Consider the following 22,933-nt stretch of genomic DNA (forward strand, 5'->3'; position numbering starts at 1 on the left):
CATCGGCTGCGTTCCGGTTCCGCGCCCGACGACAGTTTCGCTACGCGGCGACCAACCCATCGGGCGTGAGCCGCAGCGCACGCAGGTCGGTGCCTTGCTGGGCAAACGTTGCAGCGACCCCGTCACTGTACTTGCGCAGATTGCCCTCGCGCCGGGCCGACTGCCAACCGGCATGGAGCGTCACGAACAACAACTTCAGTTCCTCACCGACTCTCGCGCGGTTGGCAGGCGTGCTCAGCGTTGGATTGGCCGCCATGCGTGCTCCCAGCTGCTGCCTGGCAGCAGCGACCGACGCATGTCCGGGATCGCCGGCACCCGTCGCGATCATCCAGCCAAGGACGGTATAGGCTGTGAGGGCGTCGGCGGCATTGTTATCGCGCAGCCCGAACGGTGCGACGATGCCGCGATAAATCGAGCCATAGTCGTGACGGCTAAACTGCTCGGCAACAGCCTGCGCCGCTGCGGGATCCTTGCCAAGTAGCCGGCTGACGAAGCCTTCGACGGTCTCCCGGGCGAGCGTCCGGCTGGGCTGGTAGGCCAGCGCCGCCGATGAAAAGGCGGCCGTCGACATAGCACCGCCCGCCGCGACCTGCCCGATTGTAGCCCCACCGGCCGCGCGCCGCGCCTTTGCACGGGCAAGGGCCGCCTGCTGCCGCACCGGCTGCATCGTCAGGTTAGACATCGCCTGTGTAGGCGCAAGGTTGAAATACATCTGCGCCGGCACCGCACTGGGCGTCAGCAGAAGCAGTACCGCACCGAGTCTACGCAGCATTCCGATTACCTCCGAACGCCCAAGCGCTGTCTTGAATCTAGGCTGCCTGCTGACGCACCGGTTGCATCGCCAACAAGGAAGTCGGCCCGATGGCATAGTGATTATTCTTATCTCCCCACGAATCCGCGCTCGGTGAGTCGCATCGCGCGCAAATCATTGCCGGTAAAACGCTTGAACATTGCGGCAACGCCGTCGGCATAAGTCCGCAGATTGCCCTCCTTCCGCGCCGACTGCCAACCGGCGTGAAGGGTGACAAAGAGCAGCTTCATCTCCTCCGCCAATTCGGCGCGCGTGCGGGGATTGGTGAACTTGGGGTCGTTGCTCAAGCCTTGCGCGACCTGTTCACGAACCGCGCGCGCTGCCGCCGGACTTGGGTCCGGCGACCCGGTGGCGATCAGCCAACCCAGCAGCGTATACGCGGCGACGGCATCTGCCGTATCATCGGCGCGATAACCAAACGGCGCAACGATCCCGGCGTAGATTCGGCTGAAGTTATTCTTGGAAACTTCCGCGGCAATCAGCTTCCCCGCCTGGGGATCACTTTGCATGACACGCTGCACATATGCATCTGCTGCGCTTTTCCGAAGTTCCGGCGTCGACCTATAGCGCAGATCGATAGCGGCCGCGCCGGGATTTGGTGGGCTTAGCAACGCGCCGCCTGCAGCAGCGTACGAAGATTTTAGCTGCGGCTGCTGCGCCGTTCGCGTCGAAGCGGCAATCTGATTGTCCCGGCGACGAAACATCTTCTTGTACATTTCGCCGGTTTGCATGCTCTGCGCATGCACGCCGATATAATCCATCTGGGCCACCGCGGCGCTTGGCAATGCAAGTGAAATCGCGAGTATAAAAGTCAGCCGCATCTTCAAACTCCCGACAACAAAAAATTGCCGGAGCAGGCAACGCCTGCTCCGGCCGTAATGTTCCGAAAGGCTTAGCTCTTACGGGCCAGCGTCTGGACAGCTTCGCCGATCGCCTTCATCGACGTGTTGAGCGCGTTGCTCATGATGCCGATCTCCTGACCCAGAGCCGTCAGCTTGGCACCATCGGTCGCAACCGTCGACTCGTTCCCGGAGCTCTTCTTGCCGTCGATCTCCTTGGCGAGGGCAAGCTGGTCCTCCATCTTGCCGTCGATGACGCCACCGAGTGCCACGGCGAGACGCATCAGGAAGCTCTCGCCGCTGCCACCGGCTGCCTTACCCATGGCGCGCTTGCCCTGGTTCGAGTTGCCGTCCTCGTCACGGCCGGCAAGACCTTCCTTGATGTACGCCGCCATCTGCTCCTGGGCGAGGGTCTTGAAGGCGTCAGCCTGGCTCTCGACTTCGCGCGTCGCCTGACCGATGGCGGCCGGGCTGGAGCCGAAGGCCTCGCCAGCCGACTGCATCAGACCACCGAAGCCACCGGCTGCTTCGCTATACTCCTGCGCGGCCTGACCGGGCTGGCCGGCAGCGGCGAACATCGCGCCCTGCGCCATGTCGATGATCGGCTGCGGCAGACCGAGCTGCTGACCGACCTGCTGGATCACTTGGCTCGCGATCTGCGTCGCGACCTGCATCGCGATCTGGGCGACGAGGCTGGTGCCGCCGGTCGCAACCGCGAGGGCTGCCTGCGAGACCAGATTAACGGGATTGAAACCACCGGACATTAAAATTCTCCCTCTGAGTAAAAAACCATCGTCAGGTCGGAGGGCGGTGAGGGCGCCGCCCTCGCTGTCCGACCGACACCAGAACAACTATCCTGTGTTGCGGCTCCACGCGCTCAGCGGAACGACTAGCCCGCCTAGTCGAAACGATTAGTCGGACGGGTAGAACAGCAGCCCCGCCAGCGCCGCGAGCTCGCGCATGCCGTCGAGTTCGAGCTTGCGGCAGACGTTGCCGAAGTGGACGCGCACGGTGTTCTCGCTGATCATCAGCAGCGTCGCGATGTCGGGGTTGGCGCGGCCCCAGCCGAGGAAGCGCATGCAGGTCAGCTCGGCGGGCGTCAGCTTGAGCAGCGCCTCGCGGTGGCGGGCGGGCACGCGCGCCGCCTCGACGATATGTTCGCCCAGCGTCACCGGCGCGGCGGCCGGCGCGGCGACGGCATCGGACGCCTTGAGCAGCGCAGCGATCGCCGCCAGCCGGGGGTCGACGGCGGTGTCGGTCATGGCCTAGCGCAGCGCGCCGAGCAGCCCGCGCAACGCCGCCGGCCGCGTGATGACGTCGTTCAGCACCGCCTGCACGAAACCGCCGAGCAGCAGCAAGATCATCGCGGTGCCGACGAACGACTTGATGCTGAGCGACAGCTGGAAGACGTTGAGCTGCTGCGCGAAGCGGTTGACGAGGCCCAGCCCCAGATCGATGACGAACAGCACCGCGAGGATCGGCGCCGAGAGCAGGGTCGCGAGCACCATCAGCCGCCCGAACTCGGCCTCGAACAGCTCCAGGCCTACCGGGGCAAGGCGCGGAAACACGTTGGCGATCGGCCAGATCGCATAGCTTTCGATTAGCACGCCGACGAGCAGCGACAGGCCGCCCGAGAAGATGAAGACGAAGTTCGCCAGCCGCCCGAGGAAGGCGCCGTTGAGCGAGGTTTGGTGCCCGGCGAGCGGATCGACGACCTGCGCCATCGTCGCGCCGATCTTGGCATCGATGATCTGCCCCGCAGCCTCGAGTGCATAGAGCACCGCGCCGAAGAAGAAGCCGATGACGAAGCCAACGAACGCCTCCTTCGCCAGGATCGCGATCCAGTCGAAGGCGGTGAAGCTGGCGAAATCGAACGCGGGCTGCAGCGCCAGGCTGACCAGCCCGAGCGAGATCAGGATCGAGTTGCGCACCATCGCCGGGATCGTCTCGGTCGAGAACAGCGGCAGCATCGCGAACGCCAGCGCGATTCGCATCGTCGAGATGCCGAGCAGCAGCAGCTGGTCCGCCCAGGGGCCGATCTCGAAGTTCACGGGGTCAGCGCCGGACCATCGCGGGGAATTCGGTGAAGATGCGGTCGGTGAACTGGTACAGCGACCCTGCGAGCAGCGACGCGGTGACGAAGATCGTGATGACGATCGCCACGAACTTCAGCGTGTACTGAAGCGTCTGTTCCTGCAGCTGGGTCGCGGCCTGGACGATCGCGACCGCAAGGCCGACGACCGATGCCGCGACGATCGGCGGCGCCGACAGGATCAGCACCAGCCACAGCGCGTCGATGGTCAGCGAGACGACGTCGGACCCGATCATGTGTAGCTCAACACGAGGCCGTGGGCGAGCTTCACCCAGCCGTCGACAAGGACGAACAGCAGCAGCTTGAAGGGCAGCGAGATCGTCGTCGGGGACAGCATCATCATGCCCATCGCGAGCAGGATGTTCGAGATCACGAGGTCGATGACGAGGAAGGGCAGGAAGATCAGGAAGCCGATCTGGAAGGCCACCGACAGCTCGTTGACCACGAAGGCGGGCACCACGATGACGAAGTCGCGCTCGGTCATGTCGGCGGACCGCGCCGGATCGACCTTCTGCGCGGTGCGGAGGAAGAAGGCGCGCTCGTTGGGGCGGCTGTGCTTGATCAGGAAGTCGCGCAGCGGCTCCTTCGCCAGATTGACCGAATTGAGCATCGAGTCGGTCGACTGCGACGCGCCCGCGATCGCGCCGATCGAGCCGCCGGGGCCGGCGACCGCCTCCGACATGCGCGCCGCGACGGGCTGCATGACGTACAGCGTCAGGACCAGCGCGAGGCCGTTCAGGACGATGTTCGGCGGCACCTGCTGCAGGCCGAGCGCGTTGCGGAGCAGGCTGAGCACGACGACGATCTTGGTGAAGGACGTCACCATGACCGCGAAGAACGGCGCGATCGCGAGCGCGATGACGACCGCGAGCGCGGAGCCGGGGGTGAAGGTCGAAAGATCCATCGTCAGTCGACCAGACGCCGGGTGATCAGCACGCCGTATGCGTCGCCGATCGCCACCAGTTCGCCGTGCGCCACCGCGCCGCCGCCGATCGACAGGGTGACCGGCAGGGTCGCCCCGGTGATGCCGAGCGGCACGACGCTGCCCGCGACGAGGCCCGACAATTCGCCGAGCGTCGCAGTGCCGCCGCCGATCTCGACGGTCAGCGGCAGGCGGAGATCGGGGTCGAGCGGTGTTTCGGCTTCGGACATGGGGTTGGGTCCTTGGATGGTCAGGGTGGCGTCGGCGGGCCGGAAATGCGCGGGGCGGGTCGTGCCGCCATAGTCGATGGTGCCTTGCAGGACCGCGCCGCCGAGCAGCACGACATCGCCGACCGCTAGGGCGGCGACGCGTGCGGGGCTCAGCGCCGGGCCGTCGGCGAGGAAGCGGAAAGGTGCGCGCAGGCGCGGCGCGAAGGCCGGTGCGACGGCGGGGGCGGGGGGCAGGCGCAGATCGTCGGCGATCCCGAGCAGCGCGACGTGGCGGACGATGCCTTCGGCGTCGCACGCCTCGACCCGCAGCCAGTGCGCGGCGGTCGCGGTGCCGACCCCGGTGGGGCGCAGCGCGAGGCGCAGCGCATGCTCGACCGCGGCGACCAGCGGCTCGAGCGCGGCGAGGGCGGCGACTGCAGCGACGGCATCGGGTGCGCCGTCGTCGGCGACGAGCGTCGGCACCGCGTCCGCCGCGATCACCGGCGAGATCTCGAAGCTCCCCGCGTCCGACGCCAGCACGATAACCGCGTGTGGGGCGTGGCCCGGCGCGACCGACAGGCGCAGGTCGCCCGCATGGTGCCCGTCGAGCAAGGGCAGCAAGCGCGACAGCAGCGCCGCCCGCGCCGGGTCGAGTGCGGGCAGGCGCTTGCGCAGCGGTTGAGTCGTCATGGCTGATCCCCCGGTAGCGTCGGCGGCACTGCGCCCGCTGGCCAGCGGGCGAGCAGGGTGATGCCGCCTGCGGTGACGCCGATCAGCAGCCGCTCGCCCTCGGCCTCGATCAGCATGACGCGCTCGCGCGTGCCGACTGGCAGGGCGCGCAGGAAGCGCAGCGCCTGCGTCTCCTCGCCCTTGACCCCGCCGATCTGGCGGTCCTGCATGTACTTGAGCAGACGCAGCGCCCCCCACGCCAGCGCCAGCACGATCAGCAGCGCGACGATGGTCGTGACGATGCTGGTCAGCACGCTGGTCTCGCCGGTCATTTGCGGCGTTCCATCATCGCGTCACGCTCCTTGCGCGCCCACAGGATGATCTCGGCGATCGCCTCGAACATGTCGCGCGGCACCAGGTCGTTGATCTGGCCGCGCTCGTACAGCGCGCGGGCTACGTCGATGTTCTGGATGATCGGCACGCCCGCCGCCTCGGCCGCCTCGCGCATCGCCTGCGCCAGCGGCCCCTCGCCCTTCGCGGCCAGGATCGGCACCGGGCAGGTCTCGGGGTCATAGTCGAGCGCAAGCGCGAGGTGGGTCGGGTTGATCACCAGCACGTTGGCGGTACGCGCCGCGCCGATGGCGTTCTGCTCGGCATATTCCTGGTGCATCGCCTTGCGCTGCTGGCGGATATACGGGTCACCCTCGTTCTCCTTCACCTCGTCGCGGATGTCGCGCAGGCTCATCTTCAGCTTCTTGGTATAGCTGTGCTTCTGCCAGGCCATGTCGACCGCGGCGACGACGACGAAGGCCGCCAGCGTCCACGCCAGCATGCGCGAGGTCAGCACCCCGGTCTCGCGCAGCGCCTCGGATGCGCCGGCGCGGCCGACACCCTGCATGGTCGGCAGGGCACCCGTCGGCAGCCCCGCCGCGATCTCGGGCAGCGAGGCGCGCAGCACCAGATAGGTGATCAGCAGCATCAGCGCCGCCTTGGCCACGGTCTTCACCAGCTCGGCGAGGTTGTCCATGCTGAACATCTTCTTCAAGCCCTCCATCGGATTGAGCTTGTCGAGCGAAGGTTTCATCTTTTCGAAGGTCAGGATCGCGCCGGTCTGGAGGAATTCGGCCGCGAGCCCGACCAGCGCGGCGGGGATCATCGCCAGCGCGGTGAGCAGGACGAACAGCCAGAACGCCGCCATGCCGACGTCGACCCACGCCTGCGCAAACGGCAGGCCGCGGGCGACCGCCTCGAAACTCGTGTTGAACAGCGCGGCGAGTCGGTCGCCTGCAAAACCGGCGCCGAAAGTCGCGAGCAGCAGCCAGACGAACAGACCGGCGACCGACGTCAGGTCCTTCGATTTGGCGACGTCGCCCTTCTTGCGGGCGTCACGAATCCGCTTCTGGGTAGGGGCTTCGGTCTTGTCGCCGCCGTCGTTCTTGTCGGCCATCTACCCCCCTTCCGACGTCGGGCTGGGCCGGCGTTCACCGGCGCGGTTGCACTGCTTTGGCCAGAGCGCGCAAGGCCGAAACTTGTTCCGCAGGCGAACCGTAACATACTGATCGGAATTAATAGTTCATCACTCGGGAGTCCCTGTTCGTTAACGCTTTCGGTCTAGCGGACAGGGAACCGGAGGGCCGTCCGGAGGTTCGTTGCAGTACCGTTTGCGTAATATTAGCGGGGCATACATCGTGCAGTACCGGGGTAAATCGGTCCTATTCGTCGTTGCGTTTCTGGGGTTTGCAGGTTCGGCGAACGCCGGCTGCGCAGGTCTGTCGTCGGGCGCAATCTCATCGAAGTTCAGCGAGGCGATGGGCGCCTGCGAACGCCCCGTGGTCGCTGTCGCCGCCCCGATCGCGATCACCCCCGACAGCAGCCCGATCGTCGTCGTGGCGCCGCCCGCCGACCTGCCGACATCGGTCGGCGTGCCTTTCTCGGTAACCCGGACGACGGCCCGCGCGGGCAAGCGGCGGCCCGGCAATTCGACCCTGCTCGCGGTCGCGGCGCGGCACCGGATCGACCCGCTGCTGCTCCACTCGATCGTCGCCAAGGAGTCGGCGTTCCGGCCCGGCGCGGTGTCGAACAAGGGTGCGCTCGGCCTCATGCAGATCATGCCCGGCACGGCGCGCGGCCTCGGCGTGCGCGATCCGTCGCGGCTGCTCGTCGACCAAGAGCTCAACCTGGTTACCGGCGCGACCTACCTGAAGCAGCTTCAGCGCCAGTTCGGCAACGACGTGCCTGCGGTGCTGGCAGCCTATAACGCCGGTCCCGGCGCGGTGAAGCGCTATCGCGGAACGCCGCCCTACGCCGAGACGCGCGATTACGTGAAGACGATCATGAAGCGCTACCGCGGCGCGCGTGGTGAACGGACGGCGCGATGAGCGCCCGCCGGTTCCTCGACCTGGCGCCGGGCGCGACGCGCTCGTCGAACGCGAGCCGCTTCGCCGACGTCATCTTGGTGGCGGGTGTCGTGTCGATTATCGGCATGATGATCCTGCCGCTGCCGGTGTGGCTGGTCGACACGCTGGTGGCGTTCAACATCACGTTCGGCGTGCTGCTGCTGCTGACCACGCTGTACGTGAAGACGCCGCTCGACTTCAGCTCCTTCCCGTCGATCTTGCTCGTCACGACGCTGTTCCGCCTCGCGCTCTCGGTCGCGACGACGCGCATGATCCTAATCGACGCGCACGCCGGCAAGATCATCGAGGCGTTCGGTACGATGGTCGCGGGCGGCAATCTCGTCGTCGGCCTCGTCGTCTATATCATCATCGTCGTCGTGCAGTTCATCGTCATCGCCAAGGGCGCCGAGCGCGTCGCCGAGGTCGCGGCGCGGTTCAGCCTCGACTCGATGCCCGGCAAGCAGCTGTCGATCGACAGCGACCTGCGCTCGGGCCTGATCGACAAGGACGAGGCGCGCCGCCGCCGCCGTACGCTGGAGCTCGAGTCCAAGCTCCACGGTTCGCTCGACGGTGCGATGAAGTTCGTGAAAGGCGACGCGATCGCCTCGATCATCATCGTCATCATCAACCTGATCGGCGGCATGGCGATCGGCGTGTTCCAGCGCGACATGGCGTTCGGCGACGCGGCGCGCACCTATTCGATCCTGACCATCGGCGAAGGCCTCGTCGCGCAGATCCCGGCACTGCTGTCCGCGATGGCGGCGGGCCTGCTGGTGACGCGCTCGACCGACGAGGAAAAGTCGCAGCATCTGGGCGAGGCGATCCGCTTCCAGCTGGCGGCGAACCCGCGCGTGCTGCTGTTCGTCGGCGGCATCGCGCTGCTGATGGCGCTGGTCCCGGGCTTCCCGAGTGCGGTCTTCGTCGGGCTGGGTGCGGCGCTGCTGATTGCGGGCGCGGCGACCCATCCCCGCCTCAAGCCGCGCTTCGACCAGTATACCGCGCCGCTGCGCGCGCAGATCCAGCGCGGGCCCGAGCCGGCGCCGGTTAGCCTGCTCGCCGCGCCTGCCGAGCCGCGGCCGCTGGTGCCGCTGCTGCTGCAGGTGACGATGCCGCCGAGCGCCGCCGAGGCGAACGCGCTGCGCACCGCGCTGACCGAGATGCTCGACACGCTGCAGTACCGCGTCGGCCTGCCGCTGCCGTCGATCTCGGTGCATTTCGAGCCCGGCGAGGCGCGCCACTGGGAGCTGCTGGCGTTCGAAAGCACGATCGGCGGCGGCGAGATGCCCGAGTCCGACGTCGCCGCGCTGGTCGCCGCGGTGCGCAGCGCGCTGCGCCACAATCTCGCGATGTTCATGGGCGTCCAGGAGACGACGGCGATCCTCAACAAGGTCGGCGCCGACTATCCGGAAGTCGTCAAGGAAGCGGTTCGTACCGTGCCGACCACGCGCATCGCCGAGGTGCTGCGCCGCCTGATGGAAGAGGAAGTGCCGCTGAGGAACATGCGCGATGTGCTCGAGGGCCTCGCCGAGGCGGGTGCGCAGGAGCGCGAGCCCGCACGCATCGCCGACCTGACGCGCGTCGCGCTCAAGCGCTACCTGATCGGCGCCTATGCCGAGCCCGACGGTTCGCTGAAGGCGCTGGTGGTCGCGTCGGAGCTCGAGGCGATGATCCGCGGCCAGGTGCAGACCGTCGACGGTGTCGAACGTGTGGCGTTTGAGCCCGACCAGGCGCGCGAACTCGTCGCCGCGGTCGCCGCGATGGCAGCCGAGACGGGGGCCAAGGTCGTGCTGACCGGGTTCGACATCCGCCGGGCGCTGCGCAAGCTCATCGAGCCCGACATCTTCGATCTGCCGGTGCTGGCCTTCAACGAACTGTCGAGCGCGACGCGCCTTGAGGTCGTCGGCCAGGTCCGACTGGGCGGCCGCACGCTGCCCAGCGCCGCCTCAATCGCCGCCGAATAAATCAGAAAAATAATCGGGAAGGGTAAACATGCTTAGAACGAGACTGTCTTTTGCGGCCGGCGTCCTGCTGGCGTCCGCCGCAGTCGCCGCACCGCTGCCGTCGGGCCTGCCGTCGGTGACGATCACCGCGCGCGACGAGCCGATCGCGGCGTTCCTGCGCAACCTGTTCAACCAGGCCGGGCGCTCGGTGATCACTGCGCCCAGTCTGACGGGCACCGTCAACGGCAGCTTTACCGGCCCCGCCGACAAGGTGTTCCGCGACATCAGCCGCGCGTTCAACTTGACCGGCTATTACGACGGCAGCGCGGTCTATATCTATCCGTCGACCGAGCTGACCTCGAAGAGCTTCGACGTCGGCACCGGCGGGTCGAGCCGGGTCATCAAGGGCGTCGCGGCGCTCGGCGTCACCGACGCGCAGAACTTCGTGCGCCCGACGGGGGCGGCGACCGTCGTCGCCACCGGCACCCCGCGCTTTGTCGAGCAGGTCGCCGACGTGGCCCGCGCCGGCGGGGCGCCGACGACCGGCGGCATCGCGTCGCTCAACCAGGCACCCGCTGAACCGCGGACCGTGCCGCTCGAATTCCGCGTCTTCTACCTGCGCTATGCGCGCGCCGAGGACACGATCGTCTACGCCGGCAACCGCGAAGTGCGCGTACCCGGAATCGCGACGATCATGCGCGGGCTGGTCGTCGACGAGCGCGGGCGCGGTGCCGCGACGAGCTATGGTTCGCGCCAGATCCGCAGCTCGGCGCAGCGCGTCGGCGGCACCGGGCTCGGTTCGGTCGCCCCCGACGACACCCAGTCGTCGGTCCTCGGCCTGCCGCCCGTCGGCAGCGTCGCGGCTGGCGGCGGCATGGGGGAAGAGGGCGGCGTCGTCCCTGCATCGACCGCCGATGTCGTCCGTATCGAGGCCAATCCATACATGAACGCGGTCATCATCCGCGACGCGCCGCAGCGCATGGCGGCGTACGAGAGCCTGATCCGCGCCATCGACGTCGAGCCGCAACTCGTCGAGATCGAGGCGACGATCATCGACATCAACACGACTCGGGCGCGTGAGCTGGGCATCGACTTCCGCTTCGGGTCGGGCGGCTTCGGCGCGCTGTTCGGGCGCGGCGACTCGAGCGACCTGCAGCTGCTGCCCAACACCGGCATCTCGCGCCAGCAGCAGGCGCAGGGCATCGCCCCGACCGCTCGCGGTCTCGCGATCTCGACGGTCATCGGCGCCGAGCGCGAGTTCCTGTCGCGCATCACCGCGCTTGAGACCAAGGGCGCGGCGCGGGTCGTGTCGCGGCCGCAGGTGATGACGCTGTCGAACATCGAAGCAGTATTCGACCGCACGCGCACCTTCTACGTCCGTGTCGCCGGGCGGCAGAACGTCGACCTGTTCAACGTCACCGCCGGCACGACGCTGCGCGTCAATCCGTCAGTGTTCCGCGACCAGGGCCAGACGCGCATCCGTGTGTTGATCGGCATCGAGGACGGCAGCATCAGCAGCCAGAGCGTCGATGCGATCCCGATCGTCGACCGCGCCAGCGTCAACACCCAGGCGCTGATCCTGGAGGGCGAATCGCTGCTGCTCGGCGGGCTGACCTCGGACGTCGATTCGAACTCGGAGGACAAGATTCCGCTGCTGGGCGACATCCCCGTGGTCGGCAACCTGTTCAAGAAGCAGCGGCGCCAGCGCGACCGGATCGAGCGGCTGTTCCTGATCACGCCGCGCCTCGCCTCGCTGACGCCGCGCCTGCCGACGTCCGCCACCCCCGCCGCACTCGCCGCGCCGCTGCCGATGCCGCGCAAGCCCTGATGTCGGGATCAGAGGACCTCGTCGTCCGTGTCCTGACGGGCACGCGCAGCGGTGCGGAGGCCGGCTTGCCGGCCAACGGCCGCGCGACCATCGGCCACGAATACTGGCACGACGTGGTGATTCGCGAGGATGCGACGCGCGGCTGCGCGCTCGAACTCAACCTGGGCGACGACGGCGTCGCGCGGCTGACGGTGCTCGAAGGCAGCGCGGTGCTGCTGGGCTCGACGCTGCAGGCGGGCGATACCGCGGTGCTGCCGCCGTTCGTGCCGGTCACCATCGGCGGCGTCGCGGTCGCCTTCGGGTCGGCCGAGTCCGATCGCTGGGCGGAAGCCGGCGCGATTGCCGGCAGTCGCGCGCCGGCAGAGGCCGATCCCGATGCCCCCGCCTCGCTTGCGGCGAGCTGGCGCGACGCGACCAAGGGCCGGCTGGGGCGCTCTCTCCGGCCCAAGGCGATCATCGGCGTCGTCGTGCTGGTGGCGCTGCTGCTGCTCGTCGGACCCGCGATCGAGGCGCTGCAGATCGGCGGCGGTCCCGCCGAGCGGACCGAGCGCGCGATCACCGCCGCAGGCTACGGCGCGGTCAAGGTCCGCGAGGCGCAGGATGGCACGCTGTTGCTCAGCGGCTATGTCGCGACCGACGCCGATCGCCAGCGCATCCGCGGGCTGGTCGAGGCGAAGGCGATGCGCGCCACGCTGGCGATCGAGACGGGCGAGGAGAATGCGCGCGGCGTCGCCGACGTGGCGCGGGTCAACGGCGTCGAGGCGCGCGCGCGGTCGATCCGCGCGGGTGTCGTCGAGCTGACCACCGCGCCGCTGACGCCCGAAGTGCGTGGCAAGGTTACCGCCCTGATCCGCCGCGACGTGCCCAGCCTTCGCCGCCTGATCTACAAGGACGATCCGTCGATGGACCGCGAAAGTGAGATCAAGACGATCGCCGACGCGACCAAGCGCGTGTCTTCGGTCGTCGCCGGCGACCCGGCCTATATCATCACCGCGGATGGGGCTCGTTACTTTCCCGGGGCGGTCATGCCGTCGGGGCACCGGCTCGTCGCGATCCAGGAACAAACTGTCGTTCTGGAGCGTAACGGTCGGCAGATCAGGCTGAAGTTCTGATACGGTTGAGAAGCGCGTAACTGTTTGTAAAGGGAGTACGACATGACCGACGCGATCAATACCACGACGCAGCAGCTGCAGGCTCTGGCGGGGTCGCCCGCATCGTCGCAGCGCCCCTCCAAGGAGAACGGCGGCAGCTGGTACGAGGCCATGGCGAACGCCTGGGGCCAGACGCTCGACAATCAGGCGAACACCATCTCGACGATGTCGGACTCGCTCGGCGAGGGCATGGATTCGCCGTCGCAGATCACCAAGCTGACTGCTGAGTCGATGCGCATGGGCTTCATGTCGAACGCCTCGCACTCGTCGCTCGATTCGGTCGGCAAGGCGCTCGAGACGATGGCCCGCAAGGGCTGACGACGCCGGGGGCGGTACGCCGCCCCCGCGTTCTCGAGAAGCAAACGGGGAGCCAATTTATGTCGATCGAAGCCGTCGCGGCAGCCGCGATGCCGCAGCAGATGCCCGTGCAGACCGTCCAGGCGGGCTATGGCGCGGGTGTATCGGACGTCAACAGTTTCGAGGGTGCGATGCGGACCGCCGCAAACCCCGGCGTCGGCAACGTCAATTCGGTGTCGGGCCCGCCCGAGATCAGCCCGGTCATGAAGTCGATGTTCGGCCAGCTCGAGAAGGTCAACGGCGAGGCCAAGTCGGTATCCGACTTCGCCAAGGCGTCGGAAGCCAAGGCCGGTGGCATGACGCCGGGCGAAATCGTTCAGCTGACCGTGCGCTGCCAGGAATTCATGTTCCACTGCCAGTTGACGTCGAACATCGCCAACCGTACGTCGGACGGCGTCCAGCAGCTGTTCCGCCAGCAGTCGTGATGTTCAAGCGGGGGCTGGCTATCGCCTTGCTGCTGCTGGTGACAGCATGCGGCAAGGCGGAGCTGTATGGAAAACTGACCGAGACGCAGGCGAACGAGATGGTCGCCGTGCTCCAGAACGCCGGCATCGACGCCGACAAGATCAGCGCGGGCGAGGCTGGATTTTCGATCGCCACGTCCAAGGAGGACTTCGGGCGCGCGGTGCAGCTGCTGCGCGCGCAGGGCTATCCCCGCGACGAGTTTGCGTCGCTCGGGACGGTCTTCAAGAAGGAAGGCTTCGTCTCGTCGCCGCTCGAGGAGCGCGCGCGGCTGGTCTATGGCTTGAGCCAGGAGCTATCGAATACCGTCAGCCAGATCGACGGCGTCGTGCAGGCGCGCGTCCAGCTCGCGATGCCCGAGGCCGATCCGCTGTCCGACAAGATCAAGCCGTCGTCGGCATCGGTCTTCATCAAGTACCGCCCCGGCTCCAGCCCTGAAAAGCAGGTCGGGCAGATCAAGTCGCTGATGGTCAACGCGGTCGAGGGGCTGACCTACGAGAACGTCACCGTCGCGATGTTCCCGGCGCAGCCGCTACCGCTGGCGGTACCGCCGTCGCCGGTCGAGCGCATTACCGGCAATGCTGCGCTGCTCGTCGTTCCGATCGTGCTGATCGGCGCGGTGTTCCTTGGCTGGCCGACCTTCCGCCGCTGGCAGATGCGCCGCCGTTCGCTCGTGCCGCGGACCCCCGAGTGACCCGCGCGACGCTCGGCGAGCGGGCGACCGCGATCCAGCGCAAGAGCGGGGGTCGCGCGGCGTCGCTGGAGCGGCTGCTCGCCGGGTCGCCGCGCAATGCGGCGCTGTTCGAGGATCTGATGAAGGCGCCGGATTGGCTCGGCTGGGAGAATGCGCGCCGCCAGCGGCTGGGTCGCGCTGCGGCACTCGCGGCGATCGCGCCGAAGCTTGCGGCGTCGGTCGACGGGCGCTGGCTTGGCGCCTTGGCCAAGACGGCGGGTGATGATCTGCTCGACTGGGCGCGGACCTTGCCCGCGCCGCACGCCGCGATCCCCGCGTTTGCGGCCGACGAGATTGATGCGGTGGGCGCCTCGGCTTTGCGCGATGCGGTGCCGGTTTCCTTGCGTGACCATGCCGCCCCACATGCGCCCGATGCCGGCGTGCCCGAGGCGGCGCTGACCGCGGCGCTCGTGCAATGCTCTATTTGATTTCCGCCAACCGCGCCGCGACGCTCGCGGCCGACGATGCCGTCATTTCCGCTGCTGCCGTCGCGCCGCTGCGCGAGGCGGCGAGTGTCCTGCAAACCGTCGAACGGCTGCGCAACGAGGTCGCCGGCGAGTGCGCCGCGGGCGTCGAGCGCGCTACTGCCGAGGGCTATGCGGCGGGCGAGGCAGAGGGCCGCGCCGCCGCCTCGGCAAGTGCTGCGCACTCGCTGTTCGATCTCAACGTCCGCGCCGCCGCCGAGCGCCAGGCGATGCGTGCCGATGTCAGCCGCCTCGCGCTTGAAGTCGTGCGCCGCATCACCAGCGATCTCGGCGACGATGCGACCGTCGCGGCGCTGGCGGACCGGGCGGCGCGCGACCTCGCGCCCGACACCGTCGCGGTGGTGCGCGTCGCGCCGGGCGCGGTCGAAGCGACCAGCGAGCGGCTGCGCGCCTATTCCGGCCTGACCGTCGTCGGCGACGCGGCACGCGGCCCCACCGACTGCATTATCGAGACGCCGCTCGGCGCGAGCCATGCGGGCCTCGACGTCCAGCTCGCCGCGGTCGAGCGCGCCTGGGGTCCGCCCGATGCGGACTGACGTATTCGACACCGACCGGCTTCTCGATGAGCTCCAGCGCTCGGTGACCATCGAGCGGCGCGGGCGCGTGGTCGCGGCGCTCGGCACGACGATCCGGGTGACGGGCATCGACGCGCGTATCGGCCAGAGCTGCGACCTGTACGAACCCTCAACCGGTCTGACCGTCTCGGCGGAGGTCGTCGGCCTGGCGGGCGACGCCGCAATCCTGACGCCGGTCGGCGAGTTGCGCGGCCTGTCGGCGGGTGCCGAGGTGATCGTCCGCGACTCCGAAACTCTGGTGCCGTTCGGCGACGCGCTGCTGGGCCGCATTCTCGACGGTCGTGGCCGCCCGATCGACGGGCAGGGGCCGCTGCCGACCGGCCTCGCGACGCGCCCGCTCTACGCCCCCGCACCCGACCCGATGACCCGCGCGACGATCGACGAGGCGCTGCCCACCGGCGTGCGCGTCATCGACGGTCTGCTGACCCTAGGCCTCGGCCAGCGCCTCGGCGTGTTCGCGGCGGCCGGCGGCGGCAAGTCGACCCTGATGGGCATGCTCGCTCAACGCGCGCAGGCCGACGTGATCGTCATCGCGCTGATCGGCGAGCGCGGCCGCGAGGTTCGCGAATTCGTCGAGGATGCGCTGGGTCTCGAGGGCCGCCGCCGCTCGATCGTCGTCTGCGCGACCTCCGACCGTTCGGCGATGGAGCGTGTCCGTGCCGCGCATCACGCGACCGCCATCGCCGAAGGATTTCGCGAGCAGGGCAAGCGCGTCCTGCTGCTGATGGATTCTGTGACCCGCTTCGCCCGCGCGCTGCGCGAGATCGGCCTTGCAGCGGGCGAGCCTGCGGTTAGGCGCGGCTTTCCGCCGTCGGTTTTCGCCGAACTGCCGCGCCTGTTCGAGCGTGCCGGCAGCGACGCCACCGGGTCGATCACCGCGATCTACACCGTGCTGCTCGAGGACGAGGAGGGCGGCGACCCGGTCGGCGAGGAGGTCCGCTCGATCCTCGACGGGCATATCGTGCTGTCGCGCAAGCTGGGCAGTGCGGGGCATTATCCGGCAGTCGACGCGCTCGCGAGCCTCAGCCGTCTGTTCACGCGCGTCGCGACGCCTGATCACCGCGCCGCGGCGACGCGGGTCCGCGCGCTGCTGGCGAAGCATGCCGAGATCGAATTCCTGGTGCAGGTCGGCGAGTACAAGCCGGGGAGCGACCCGCTCGCCGACGCCGCGCTGGCGGCCAAGCCCGGCATCGATGCACTGCTCAAGCAGGGATCGGACGAGCCCGCTGACTTCGCCGCGACGGTCGCGCGCCTGCGCGGGCTGGCGGCATGAGCCGCGACGACATCAAGCGCGCGCAGCGGCTGGTCCAGCTGCGCGATCTGGCGCTCGAGGCAGCGATGCGCCGCCTTGCCGAGGCGACCGCGGCAGCCGCCGATGCGGCAGCGGCCGAGGCGGCGGCGCTGAAGGTGCGCGACGACGGGATCGCCGCGCTCGCGCATTCACGCGCCACCCTGGTCGATGATCCGCGCGACGCGCCGACGGGGCTGGCGCGCATCGCCCTTGCCGACCAGCGGCTCGTTGCGGCGCGCGAGCGCCTTGCGGAGGCGGCCGGGATCCGTGCCGCCACCGACGCCGAAGTCATCGAGGCGCGTGCCGCCGCACGCCGGGCACAGGCGCGCCGCGATGCGATGTCCGACCGTGCCAACAGGCTGAAACGCGCCCACGCGACCGCGCAGGAAGAACGCGCGGCAATCGAGGCCGAAGAGGGAGCCGCAGCGATGCGGAAAGCAGCATGAGCGTCAACCCCGTCAGCGCACCGACGCGCACCGCCGATCCCGCCCCGTCACGGGGCGTCGACCGCGCACCGCCCGCCAGCCGCGACGCCAAGGCTCTTGCCGACGAATTCGCCGCTGCAGCACGCAAGGGCGCCTTGCCGATGGGCGGGCGCGATGCCAAGGCGCCGATGCAGGACGGCAAGGGCGTGAAGGGCATGCCGATGCCCGCCGAGGGCCGCGCGCCACCGCAGCTGGCGAACGCGCTCGCCCGCGGCGAGAAGATGAAGTCTTACGACGGGCAGAGCGAAGTCCGCCGCGACGACAGCCAGACCGCGATGCTGCAGATGCAGACCAACGGCCCGGGCCTCGCGCAGCCGATGCAGGCGCCCCCGCCGGTCGCCGCGCACGTCGATCCCGGCGCCTTTGCCGACATGCTGACTAAGCTGTGGACCCGCGAGCAGGGCCGCACGGCACGCGAGGTCCGCGTCAGCTTCGGCGACGCCGCGTGGCCGGCCACGGGCGCGCGACTGCTGCGGCTCGACGACGGCAGCCTGCAGGTCACGGTCTCGATGGGCCAGCGCGGCGGCGACATCGGCGGCGGCCTCGATGCCCTGCGCGAGCGGCTGACCGCGCGCGGGCTGAACGTCGCCGATATCGCGTACGAGGACGCCTGAGTTCACTCGTCATCCCGGCGAAAGCCGGGACCTATCACCCGATCCTGGAGATAGGTCCCGGCTTTCGCCAGGTCGGGCGTTACCGCAGGCGCGGATCGTCGATGCGGAAGCGCATCTGCGCGTGCAGTTGACGCGCGGCGGCCCGGATCGCGGGGTCGACCGTGCTGCCGCGCGCGACCTCGTCGAGCTGCTCGAACGCCGCGCGGCCGTGGCGGCGCGAGGCGAACAGCGGGCGCGCGGTCTCGATCACGACGCTCTCGCCGCCGGGCAGCGCCGACAGGCACGACAAGTCGGTGACCAGCGAGCGCAGCGCCGCAGTCTCGAACGGCTGGTCGCCGAGGCGGCCGCGGGTCTGCCAGTCGCGCGGCCAAGTGCGGCGAAGGTCGGCGAGATACACGTCGGCAGGCACGCCGGGCTCGGCCCGCGCGATCGCCGCGCAGGCGGGCGGCGCGGTCCAGGCGGTCACGCGGAAGCCGCGCCGGTCCTGCTTGACGACCTGCACGACGACGGGCGGGCGCGGCGGCTGGACCGCGGCAACCGCCTCCAGCCGTCCGGCGGCATAGCGATAGGCGATGGTCTCGGGGCGCGCCGGGCCGGCGGGCATCGTCACCACGACGCCGCCGTCGGCGAGCCTAGCGGTCGCGCCGTCGACGCAGCTGCCGAAGCGGCGGCTGAGACGCAGCGGCGCTGCGCCGCGTGCCTCGACGACCTGGTACTGGACCGGGCAGGCGGCATCGTTCGCGGCGACGGCGAGCAGCATGTAATCGACACCGGGCGCCTTGCACGCCGCGCGGATCGTTGCCGATGCGACGTCACGGCCCAGGGCCGTGGCACGTGCGCCGACTCGTACGATGCGGCGGCGCTCGGTGCCGGCGATGGTCGCGGTGCCGCCGGTCAGCAGCGTGCTGCCGACACCGCCCATCGGCAGCTCGGCACATCCGGCCTTGGCGGTAGCGTCGACACGGGCCACCTCGGCGGTGGCCGGCGCAAGCATCAAGGCGACAAGCGATCCGAAAACGAACGACATGTAATAAGCCCCCGAAAACTGGTTGGTCAGGCAGTAACGATCCGGCGCGCGGCTTGCTCCGCCTCATCGGTCAGGCGCGCGACGACGCGCTCCTGGTCGAAGGGCAGCACCTCCGGGTAGTGCGGCATGCCGCCGTCCTCGACGCGGCTGCGCTCGGCGAACAGCGCCGAGATGATCACCCCGTCGTCGGCGGTTGCAAGGTCGATCTGCGTGGCGACGAGGCTCAGCACATCGCTGCCGTCGGCGGCGGCGAATGGCCCGTGCTCCATCGCGGTCGCCCAGACGACATCGCGCAGCGCGGTCGAGCGTTCGAGCAGCGATACGCCCGCCGCCTCGAAGCGCAGCGCCAGAATGTCGTACCAGATCGCGTGGATATACGGCCGGTCGGACGCATCGGCATTGGGCGTCGCGTCGCCGAAGCCCTGGCGCGCCTCGCCCGGCACTGCCGGCTGGCCCGCGGGGATGTTCGAGCCGTCGGGCGGAGGGACGGCCTGCGCGCCGCCCGCATCGGCGGCGACGCGGCCTGCACCGGGGCCTTCACCGCCGGCCAGCATCGCGGCAGCACCGCCGGCGACGACGGGGACGGCAACCGCATGGGTGTCGGTGGGGACGAGCACGCCGGTCAGCGTCACGCCCTCACCCGCCCGGCCCGGCGCGACGCCGGTCAGCGGCAGGGCGCTCAGCGTCGTGGCATTGGCGAAGCCGCCCGCGACGCGCAGTTCAGCCGCGGTGCCCCCGTCGGCGCGCGCGTAGATCAGGATCGACCCGAGCGGCGCGTCGCGCGCGGTGGCAATCGGCGCGCCTGCCCGGTCGAGGACGTTGACGAGGCCGCCCAGCGAGACGTTGACCGTGGTCGCGGCAGCGACCGGCGTGCCGGCGACGGCCGAACCCGCCACAGCGCCCGGCGCAGTGCCGACCGTCGCGCCGACAGTTGCCGCGGGGGTGCCGACGTTCGCGGCAGTGTGCCCGCCACCCAGCCCCACGCTGACCCGCAGCCCACGGTCGCCGGCGCTCGCCCCGGCGGGTCCTTCGATCCGATGTGGCAGCGCCGCGCTCTCGGCCGCATTGCGCACCGCGCCGACCCCGCGCGTATCGGCGCCGATCGCGACGCGGGCGGTCAGCAGCGTGTCGTTCCCCGACGTCGTCGCGGTGCGCGTCGACCCGGTCTCAAGCGCGCGCATGCCGCCGATGTCATGGCGGGTCGCGATCTCGGCATGGATGTCGCCGACGCGCGCGGTCATTCCCTTGGTCATCACCGGCGACGGGTCGGCAGGTAAATTGCCGGCGCGAAACTTCGCCAATGGGTCAGGGCTGTGCAGCAGCCGGTCGATCGGGGAGGTGGAATGGAGCAGCCGGTCGAGCCCGAGGTGCAGCGTCACGCCCGCCACCGGGGTTGCGATCTGAAGGTCGACGCTCGACCGTGACAGGCCGACGTCGACGTCGGCGCCGCGGTCGCTCGTGCCGAGCTGGACCGTCCTGATATTCAGGTCGATGCCCGGCAGACTGACCATCGTCGACTATCCTGTTCTAGCGATTGAGCTTCTCAACCATCGTCGCCGCCGATTCGATCCGTGCCGTGACGCCGCCGATCCCATCGCCCGCGCCGCTCGCGACCGCCTGGTCGAGTGCGTCGAGGACGCCACCCAGCATCGTGTCGGTCGGCGCATCGGCGAGCGCGTTGAAGCGCAACGCGACCCCGCGCGCGAAATCCTCGATGGCACGGCCCAGCGCGCCCTCCTGCGCCGGCGTCGCACCGAAGCCCTGCGCCAGTTCGCCGGTCAGCGCGCGCAGCTGATACACATCGCCGCCCCGCGCCAGCTCGGCCCGGTCGGGCGTGAAGCTCGACGGCAGACCGGTGCGACCCTGCCAGGTCGCACCGGCCGCCCCGTCGCTCTTGAAGCTCTGCGCCGACCAGGCCAGGACGCGATCACCAATCGTCGCCATCGCGGTGCGCGCGGCGTTGCCCGCGTCACGCGGTCCGACAGCCGTCGTGGTGGCGGTGATTGGCGGTGTTCCGCCGATGCGTTCGAACCCGGTCATAGCCCTTGCCTCGTCTCGACACGGCCGAATGCCGCTCGATTGCGGTGCGTTATGCGCGTGTGTCCGCCCCGTCACCATAATCGGAACGACTATGGCTGGCCTCCGCCCGCGGTGCGACAAGGCTGCAAGGATACGCGCAAGGACCGTGGCAATGATCCAGTCGATTTCATCCAGTCGCCCGATCGAGGCGGGCTCGGTTCCCGAGCTGCGGCAGACCACCGCCGATCGCTTCGCCGCAGATTGGGCCGCTCCGAGTGCGACGCGCGCCGCATCGTCGGCGGCGCCGCAGGTCGCCGCGACCCGCGGTGCCGAGGGCGGCAGCATCCCCGCCTCGACGGTGCGCACGCAGGAGAGCGCGTTGCTTGCCGCCGACGTATATCGTGATACCCCCACGCCGCCCACGGGCTTCCGCGTCGCGAGCGCCGACGATCTGTCGCGTCTCGGCATCGCACCCGAGCAGCTCGAGCGGGCCGGGTCGAGCTTTCGCGCGCGCGTCTATGTCACGGGCAGCGGCGAGACCGAGCGCTTCGTGGTCGCCTTCCGCGGCTCGTCGAGCGGCGAGGACTGGCGCAACAACTTCCAGCAGGCAGCGGGAGCGAACTCGCAGAGCTACACCAAGGCACTGATCATCGGCGAAGCGCTCGCGCGCAGCGATGCCTCGGTAACCATCGCCGGGCACTCGCTTGGCGGCGGACTCGCCTCGGCGACGGCAGTCGCATCGGGGCGCGAGGCCGATACCTTCAATGCCGCCGGGCTGACCGACAAGACCATCGATCGCGCGCAGGCGATCAGTGCCGCCAACGGCCGCGGCGGTGGCGACGTCGCGGTGCAGGCCTACCAGGTCCCGGGCGAGATCCTGTCGTACCTGCAGGACGGCGGCGACCGGGTGCTCGGCGCGGTGCTGTTCGGTGTTCCCGGTGCGCTGCTCGCCGATGCGCCATCGGCCTATGGCAGCCGCCACGAGCTTCCCGATGTCGCGCCCGAGGGCAAGAACTGGTTCGAGCGGCACAGTCGCATCGATCGCCATATGATCGATTGGGTTGTCGCCGGGGCAGGCAGCTTGCGCTAGACCAGGTCAGGCAGCCGGTCGCGCGAGCGTCCGTGCATCAGGAAAGCCGCGCGTGTGCTTCGATACCCCGTTCTGCTCGGCCTGGTCCTGCTCATGACGAGCGGGTGCGCCGACGCCGGTGCCGGGTGCTTCATTCCCGAAACCGTGCTGCCCAAACGCGAGGCAGTGATGACGCGCGTCGATAACGGCCAGGCAGGGCGAGATCTGATGGCGGCGGTGTTTGACGGCGATACTGCGACGGTCGGGGCTATGCTGGCGCGCGACCCGCGATTGCGGAACACGCAAGGCGGTGTGCTCGGTGACCTGCTGAGCGTCGCCATCGCCCGATGCGACAAGCCGATGCTGACGCGGCTACTGGCCAGCGGTGTCCCCGCCGACGGCCCGCCCGCCAACGAGCCGCCGCTGACGCTGGCGTTGCGCGTTACCGAGCCGTGGTTTGCCGAAACGCTGTTGAAGGCCGGCGCGTCGGCCAACCGGCTGACTAAGGCGGGCGGTCGACCGCTCGACGATGCCATCGTCATCGGCTCAGCCGGTGCCGTGCGGATGCTGATCGAATATGGCGCGAAGCTCGACGATCGCAGCAGCACCGGGGCGACGCCGCTGCAGACGGCGCTCGACGGGCATCGTTTCGCGATTGCCGAGCTGTTGATCGCACGCGGCGCAGACCCCTGGGCGGTCGACAACAGTGGCGGCAATCTGGGCTGGGCGGTGTCGCGGCCGTCGCTTGCCCAGACGGCGGAGGACGATGCGGCGCACGCCCGGCTCGCGGCAAAACTACCCGCGATGGGCTGGCCCAGCCCCGCGCCTTCGCCAAAGGAAGTGCGTGCGCTCGTCGCGGCGGGCCGCTGGCCGCCGGCGCGGGCGCGCAATTGAAGCACTGATGCAGCGTCGCTTGCCGCTGGCCGCCGGCCCGCGCGCGACACTGACGTTGTTTGCGC

Annotated in this window: 27 protein-coding genes; 14 read left to right on the plus strand and 13 right to left on the minus strand. The window is 69.4% G+C overall.

The window, feature by feature from the left end; genetic code table 11:
• Window positions 1-40: 40 nt before the first annotated feature.
• The 10 genes from FMM06_RS04060 to FMM06_RS04105 all read right to left on the minus strand — a co-directional run bounded on the left by FMM06_RS04060 (window position 41) and on the right by FMM06_RS04105 (window position 6,989).
• Window positions 41-772, minus strand: a complete 732-nt coding sequence (locus FMM06_RS04060) for a hypothetical protein (protein WP_143554902.1) — start codon at window positions 770-772, stop codon at window positions 41-43.
• 107 nt (window positions 773-879) lie between these two features.
• Entirely contained in the window at window positions 880-1,632 is a 753-nt protein-coding gene (locus tag FMM06_RS04065) for a hypothetical protein (RefSeq protein ID WP_143554903.1), read from the minus strand.
• 71 nt (window positions 1,633-1,703) lie between these two features.
• Window positions 1,704-2,414: a hypothetical protein gene (locus FMM06_RS04070; protein ID WP_143554904.1), complete on the minus strand. Its 711-nt coding sequence runs from the start codon at window positions 2,412-2,414 to the stop codon at window positions 1,704-1,706.
• A 147-nt stretch (window positions 2,415-2,561) separates the two neighbouring features.
• On the minus strand, window positions 2,562-2,912 hold the full coding sequence (locus FMM06_RS04075; protein ID WP_143554905.1) for a helix-turn-helix domain-containing protein: 351 nt from the start codon (window positions 2,910-2,912) through the stop codon (window positions 2,562-2,564).
• A 3-nt stretch (window positions 2,913-2,915) separates the two neighbouring features.
• Window positions 2,916-3,701, minus strand: coding sequence for a type III secretion system export apparatus subunit SctT (gene sctT / locus FMM06_RS04080; RefSeq protein ID WP_235889059.1), 786 nt, complete (start codon window positions 3,699-3,701; stop codon window positions 2,916-2,918).
• Window positions 3,702-3,705: 4 nt separating this feature from the next.
• The gene (gene sctS / locus FMM06_RS04085; RefSeq protein ID WP_143554906.1) at window positions 3,706-3,978 is read right to left on the minus strand and encodes a type III secretion system export apparatus subunit SctS; all 273 of its coding nucleotides are present in this window, start codon (window positions 3,976-3,978) and stop codon (window positions 3,706-3,708) included.
• Window positions 3,975-4,646: a type III secretion system export apparatus subunit SctR gene (gene sctR, locus FMM06_RS04090; RefSeq protein ID WP_143554907.1), complete on the minus strand. Its 672-nt coding sequence runs from the start codon at window positions 4,644-4,646 to the stop codon at window positions 3,975-3,977. The genes sctS and sctR overlap by 4 nt, the downstream gene beginning before the upstream one ends.
• A gap of 2 nt (window positions 4,647-4,648) precedes the next feature.
• On the minus strand, window positions 4,649-5,563 hold the full coding sequence (locus FMM06_RS04095) for a FliM/FliN family flagellar motor switch protein (RefSeq protein WP_143554908.1): 915 nt from the start codon (window positions 5,561-5,563) through the stop codon (window positions 4,649-4,651).
• Window positions 5,560-5,874 carry a FliO/MopB family protein gene (locus FMM06_RS04100; RefSeq protein WP_143554909.1) on the minus strand — a complete coding sequence of 105 codons (315 nt, stop codon included), beginning with the start codon at window positions 5,872-5,874 and terminating at the stop codon, window positions 5,560-5,562. Before FMM06_RS04100 ends, FMM06_RS04095 begins: the two co-directional genes overlap by 4 nt.
• Window positions 5,871-6,989, minus strand: a complete 1,119-nt coding sequence (locus tag FMM06_RS04105) for an EscU/YscU/HrcU family type III secretion system export apparatus switch protein (protein WP_143554910.1) — start codon at window positions 6,987-6,989, stop codon at window positions 5,871-5,873. Before FMM06_RS04105 ends, FMM06_RS04100 begins: the two co-directional genes overlap by 4 nt.
• Before the next feature lie 382 nt (window positions 6,990-7,371).
• Between FMM06_RS04105 and FMM06_RS04110 the strand changes: the two genes are divergently transcribed.
• The 12 genes from FMM06_RS04110 to FMM06_RS04165 are packed head-to-tail and all read left to right on the plus strand — an operon-like array spanning window position 7,372 to window position 17,859.
• Complete coding sequence (locus FMM06_RS04110) at window positions 7,372-7,920, plus strand: lytic transglycosylase domain-containing protein (protein ID WP_185965029.1); 549 nt, start codon at window positions 7,372-7,374, stop codon at window positions 7,918-7,920.
• On the plus strand, window positions 7,917-9,899 hold the full coding sequence (locus FMM06_RS04115) for a flagellar biosynthesis protein FlhA (protein WP_143554912.1): 1,983 nt from the start codon (window positions 7,917-7,919) through the stop codon (window positions 9,897-9,899). The genes FMM06_RS04110 and FMM06_RS04115 overlap by 4 nt, the downstream gene beginning before the upstream one ends.
• Before the next feature lie 28 nt (window positions 9,900-9,927).
• Complete coding sequence (gene sctC, locus FMM06_RS04120) at window positions 9,928-11,706, plus strand: type III secretion system outer membrane ring subunit SctC (RefSeq protein WP_143554913.1); 1,779 nt, start codon at window positions 9,928-9,930, stop codon at window positions 11,704-11,706.
• A complete protein-coding gene (locus FMM06_RS04125) occupies window positions 11,706-12,818 on the plus strand; it encodes an EscD/YscD/HrpQ family type III secretion system periplasmic domain-containing protein (RefSeq protein ID WP_143554914.1) in 1,113 nt (370 codons plus the stop codon). Before sctC ends, FMM06_RS04125 begins: the two co-directional genes overlap by 1 nt.
• Before the next feature lie 42 nt (window positions 12,819-12,860).
• Complete coding sequence (locus FMM06_RS04130; RefSeq protein WP_143554915.1) at window positions 12,861-13,175, plus strand: hypothetical protein; 315 nt, start codon at window positions 12,861-12,863, stop codon at window positions 13,173-13,175.
• A gap of 59 nt (window positions 13,176-13,234) precedes the next feature.
• On the plus strand, window positions 13,235-13,639 hold the full coding sequence (locus tag FMM06_RS04135) for a hypothetical protein (protein ID WP_143554916.1): 405 nt from the start codon (window positions 13,235-13,237) through the stop codon (window positions 13,637-13,639).
• Window positions 13,639-14,370 carry a type III secretion system inner membrane ring lipoprotein SctJ gene (gene sctJ, locus FMM06_RS04140; protein WP_144237077.1) on the plus strand — a complete coding sequence of 244 codons (732 nt, stop codon included), beginning with the start codon at window positions 13,639-13,641 and terminating at the stop codon, window positions 14,368-14,370. Before FMM06_RS04135 ends, sctJ begins: the two co-directional genes overlap by 1 nt.
• Window positions 14,367-14,837: a hypothetical protein gene (locus FMM06_RS04145; protein ID WP_143554917.1), complete on the plus strand. Its 471-nt coding sequence runs from the start codon at window positions 14,367-14,369 to the stop codon at window positions 14,835-14,837. The genes sctJ and FMM06_RS04145 overlap by 4 nt, the downstream gene beginning before the upstream one ends.
• A complete protein-coding gene (locus FMM06_RS04150) occupies window positions 14,825-15,430 on the plus strand; it encodes a hypothetical protein (RefSeq protein ID WP_143554918.1) in 606 nt (201 codons plus the stop codon). Before FMM06_RS04145 ends, FMM06_RS04150 begins: the two co-directional genes overlap by 13 nt.
• Window positions 15,420-16,742 carry a FliI/YscN family ATPase gene (locus FMM06_RS04155; RefSeq protein WP_143554919.1) on the plus strand — a complete coding sequence of 441 codons (1,323 nt, stop codon included), beginning with the start codon at window positions 15,420-15,422 and terminating at the stop codon, window positions 16,740-16,742. Before FMM06_RS04150 ends, FMM06_RS04155 begins: the two co-directional genes overlap by 11 nt.
• Window positions 16,739-17,206, plus strand: coding sequence for a hypothetical protein (locus FMM06_RS04160; protein ID WP_143554920.1), 468 nt, complete (start codon window positions 16,739-16,741; stop codon window positions 17,204-17,206). Before FMM06_RS04155 ends, FMM06_RS04160 begins: the two co-directional genes overlap by 4 nt.
• Window positions 17,203-17,859 carry a hypothetical protein gene (locus FMM06_RS04165; protein ID WP_143554921.1) on the plus strand — a complete coding sequence of 219 codons (657 nt, stop codon included), beginning with the start codon at window positions 17,203-17,205 and terminating at the stop codon, window positions 17,857-17,859. Before FMM06_RS04160 ends, FMM06_RS04165 begins: the two co-directional genes overlap by 4 nt.
• Before the next feature lie 79 nt (window positions 17,860-17,938).
• On the opposite strand, the gene FMM06_RS04170 is transcribed toward FMM06_RS04165, so the two are convergent.
• Genes FMM06_RS04170 through FMM06_RS04185 form a run of 3 tightly spaced genes read right to left on the minus strand, consistent with a single transcriptional unit; the run spans window position 17,939 to window position 20,926 of the window.
• Complete coding sequence (locus FMM06_RS04170; protein WP_143554922.1) at window positions 17,939-18,853, minus strand: hypothetical protein; 915 nt, start codon at window positions 18,851-18,853, stop codon at window positions 17,939-17,941.
• A gap of 59 nt (window positions 18,854-18,912) precedes the next feature.
• On the minus strand, window positions 18,913-20,397 hold the full coding sequence (locus tag FMM06_RS16685; protein ID WP_185965030.1) for a VgrG-related protein: 1,485 nt from the start codon (window positions 20,395-20,397) through the stop codon (window positions 18,913-18,915).
• 16 nt (window positions 20,398-20,413) lie between these two features.
• The gene (locus FMM06_RS04185; RefSeq protein WP_143554925.1) at window positions 20,414-20,926 is read right to left on the minus strand and encodes a hypothetical protein; all 513 of its coding nucleotides are present in this window, start codon (window positions 20,924-20,926) and stop codon (window positions 20,414-20,416) included.
• A gap of 151 nt (window positions 20,927-21,077) precedes the next feature.
• Here FMM06_RS04185 and FMM06_RS04190 point away from each other — a divergent pair, with 151 nt between their 5' ends.
• Window positions 21,078-21,995, plus strand: a complete 918-nt coding sequence (locus FMM06_RS04190; protein ID WP_185965031.1) for an alpha/beta hydrolase family protein — start codon at window positions 21,078-21,080, stop codon at window positions 21,993-21,995.
• 54 nt (window positions 21,996-22,049) lie between these two features.
• Window positions 22,050-22,868: an ankyrin repeat domain-containing protein gene (locus tag FMM06_RS04195; protein WP_143554927.1), complete on the plus strand. Its 819-nt coding sequence runs from the start codon at window positions 22,050-22,052 to the stop codon at window positions 22,866-22,868.
• Window positions 22,869-22,933 lie beyond the last annotated feature (65 nt).

The sequence above is a fragment of the Glacieibacterium frigidum genome, assembly GCF_007097155.1.
GTDB lineage: Bacteria > Pseudomonadota > Alphaproteobacteria > Sphingomonadales > Sphingomonadaceae > Glacieibacterium > Glacieibacterium frigidum.

Bases quoted from the DNA above. Each gene is read 5' to 3' on its own strand.
- FMM06_RS04115 (WP_143554912.1), top strand. From the start codon at position 7,917: ATGAGCGCCCGCCGGTTCCTCGACCTGGCGCCGGGCGCGACGCGCTCG.
- sctC (WP_143554913.1), top strand. From the start codon at position 9,928: ATGCTTAGAACGAGACTGTCTTTTGCGGCCGGCGTCCTGCTGGCGTCC.
- FMM06_RS04135 (WP_143554916.1), top strand. From the start codon at position 13,235: ATGTCGATCGAAGCCGTCGCGGCAGCCGCGATGCCGCAGCAGATGCCC.
- FMM06_RS04060 (WP_143554902.1), bottom strand. From the start codon at position 772: ATGCTGCGTAGACTCGGTGCGGTACTGCTTCTGCTGACGCCCAGTGCG.
- sctS (WP_143554906.1), bottom strand. From the start codon at position 3,978: ATGATCGGGTCCGACGTCGTCTCGCTGACCATCGACGCGCTGTGGCTG.
- FMM06_RS04075 (WP_143554905.1), bottom strand. From the start codon at position 2,912: ATGACCGACACCGCCGTCGACCCCCGGCTGGCGGCGATCGCTGCGCTG.
- FMM06_RS04170 (WP_143554922.1), bottom strand. From the start codon at position 18,853: ATGCTTGCGCCGGCCACCGCCGAGGTGGCCCGTGTCGACGCTACCGCC.
- sctR (WP_143554907.1), bottom strand. From the start codon at position 4,646: ATGGATCTTTCGACCTTCACCCCCGGCTCCGCGCTCGCGGTCGTCATC.
- FMM06_RS04130 (WP_143554915.1), top strand. From the start codon at position 12,861: ATGACCGACGCGATCAATACCACGACGCAGCAGCTGCAGGCTCTGGCG.
- FMM06_RS04190 (WP_185965031.1), top strand. From the start codon at position 21,078: ATGATCCAGTCGATTTCATCCAGTCGCCCGATCGAGGCGGGCTCGGTT.
- FMM06_RS04165 (WP_143554921.1), top strand. From the start codon at position 17,203: ATGAGCGTCAACCCCGTCAGCGCACCGACGCGCACCGCCGATCCCGCC.
- sctJ (WP_144237077.1), top strand. From the start codon at position 13,639: ATGTTCAAGCGGGGGCTGGCTATCGCCTTGCTGCTGCTGGTGACAGCA.
- FMM06_RS04185 (WP_143554925.1), bottom strand. From the start codon at position 20,926: ATGACCGGGTTCGAACGCATCGGCGGAACACCGCCAATCACCGCCACC.
- FMM06_RS04100 (WP_143554909.1), bottom strand. From the start codon at position 5,874: ATGACCGGCGAGACCAGCGTGCTGACCAGCATCGTCACGACCATCGTC.
- FMM06_RS04150 (WP_143554918.1), top strand. From the start codon at position 14,825: ATGCTCTATTTGATTTCCGCCAACCGCGCCGCGACGCTCGCGGCCGAC.
- FMM06_RS16685 (WP_185965030.1), bottom strand. From the start codon at position 20,397: ATGGTCAGTCTGCCGGGCATCGACCTGAATATCAGGACGGTCCAGCTC.
- FMM06_RS04065 (WP_143554903.1), bottom strand. From the start codon at position 1,632: ATGCGGCTGACTTTTATACTCGCGATTTCACTTGCATTGCCAAGCGCC.
- FMM06_RS04155 (WP_143554919.1), top strand. From the start codon at position 15,420: ATGCGGACTGACGTATTCGACACCGACCGGCTTCTCGATGAGCTCCAG.
- FMM06_RS04070 (WP_143554904.1), bottom strand. From the start codon at position 2,414: ATGTCCGGTGGTTTCAATCCCGTTAATCTGGTCTCGCAGGCAGCCCTC.
- FMM06_RS04160 (WP_143554920.1), top strand. From the start codon at position 16,739: ATGAGCCGCGACGACATCAAGCGCGCGCAGCGGCTGGTCCAGCTGCGC.
- FMM06_RS04105 (WP_143554910.1), bottom strand. From the start codon at position 6,989: ATGGCCGACAAGAACGACGGCGGCGACAAGACCGAAGCCCCTACCCAG.
- FMM06_RS04125 (WP_143554914.1), top strand. From the start codon at position 11,706: ATGTCGGGATCAGAGGACCTCGTCGTCCGTGTCCTGACGGGCACGCGC.
- FMM06_RS04095 (WP_143554908.1), bottom strand. From the start codon at position 5,563: ATGACGACTCAACCGCTGCGCAAGCGCCTGCCCGCACTCGACCCGGCG.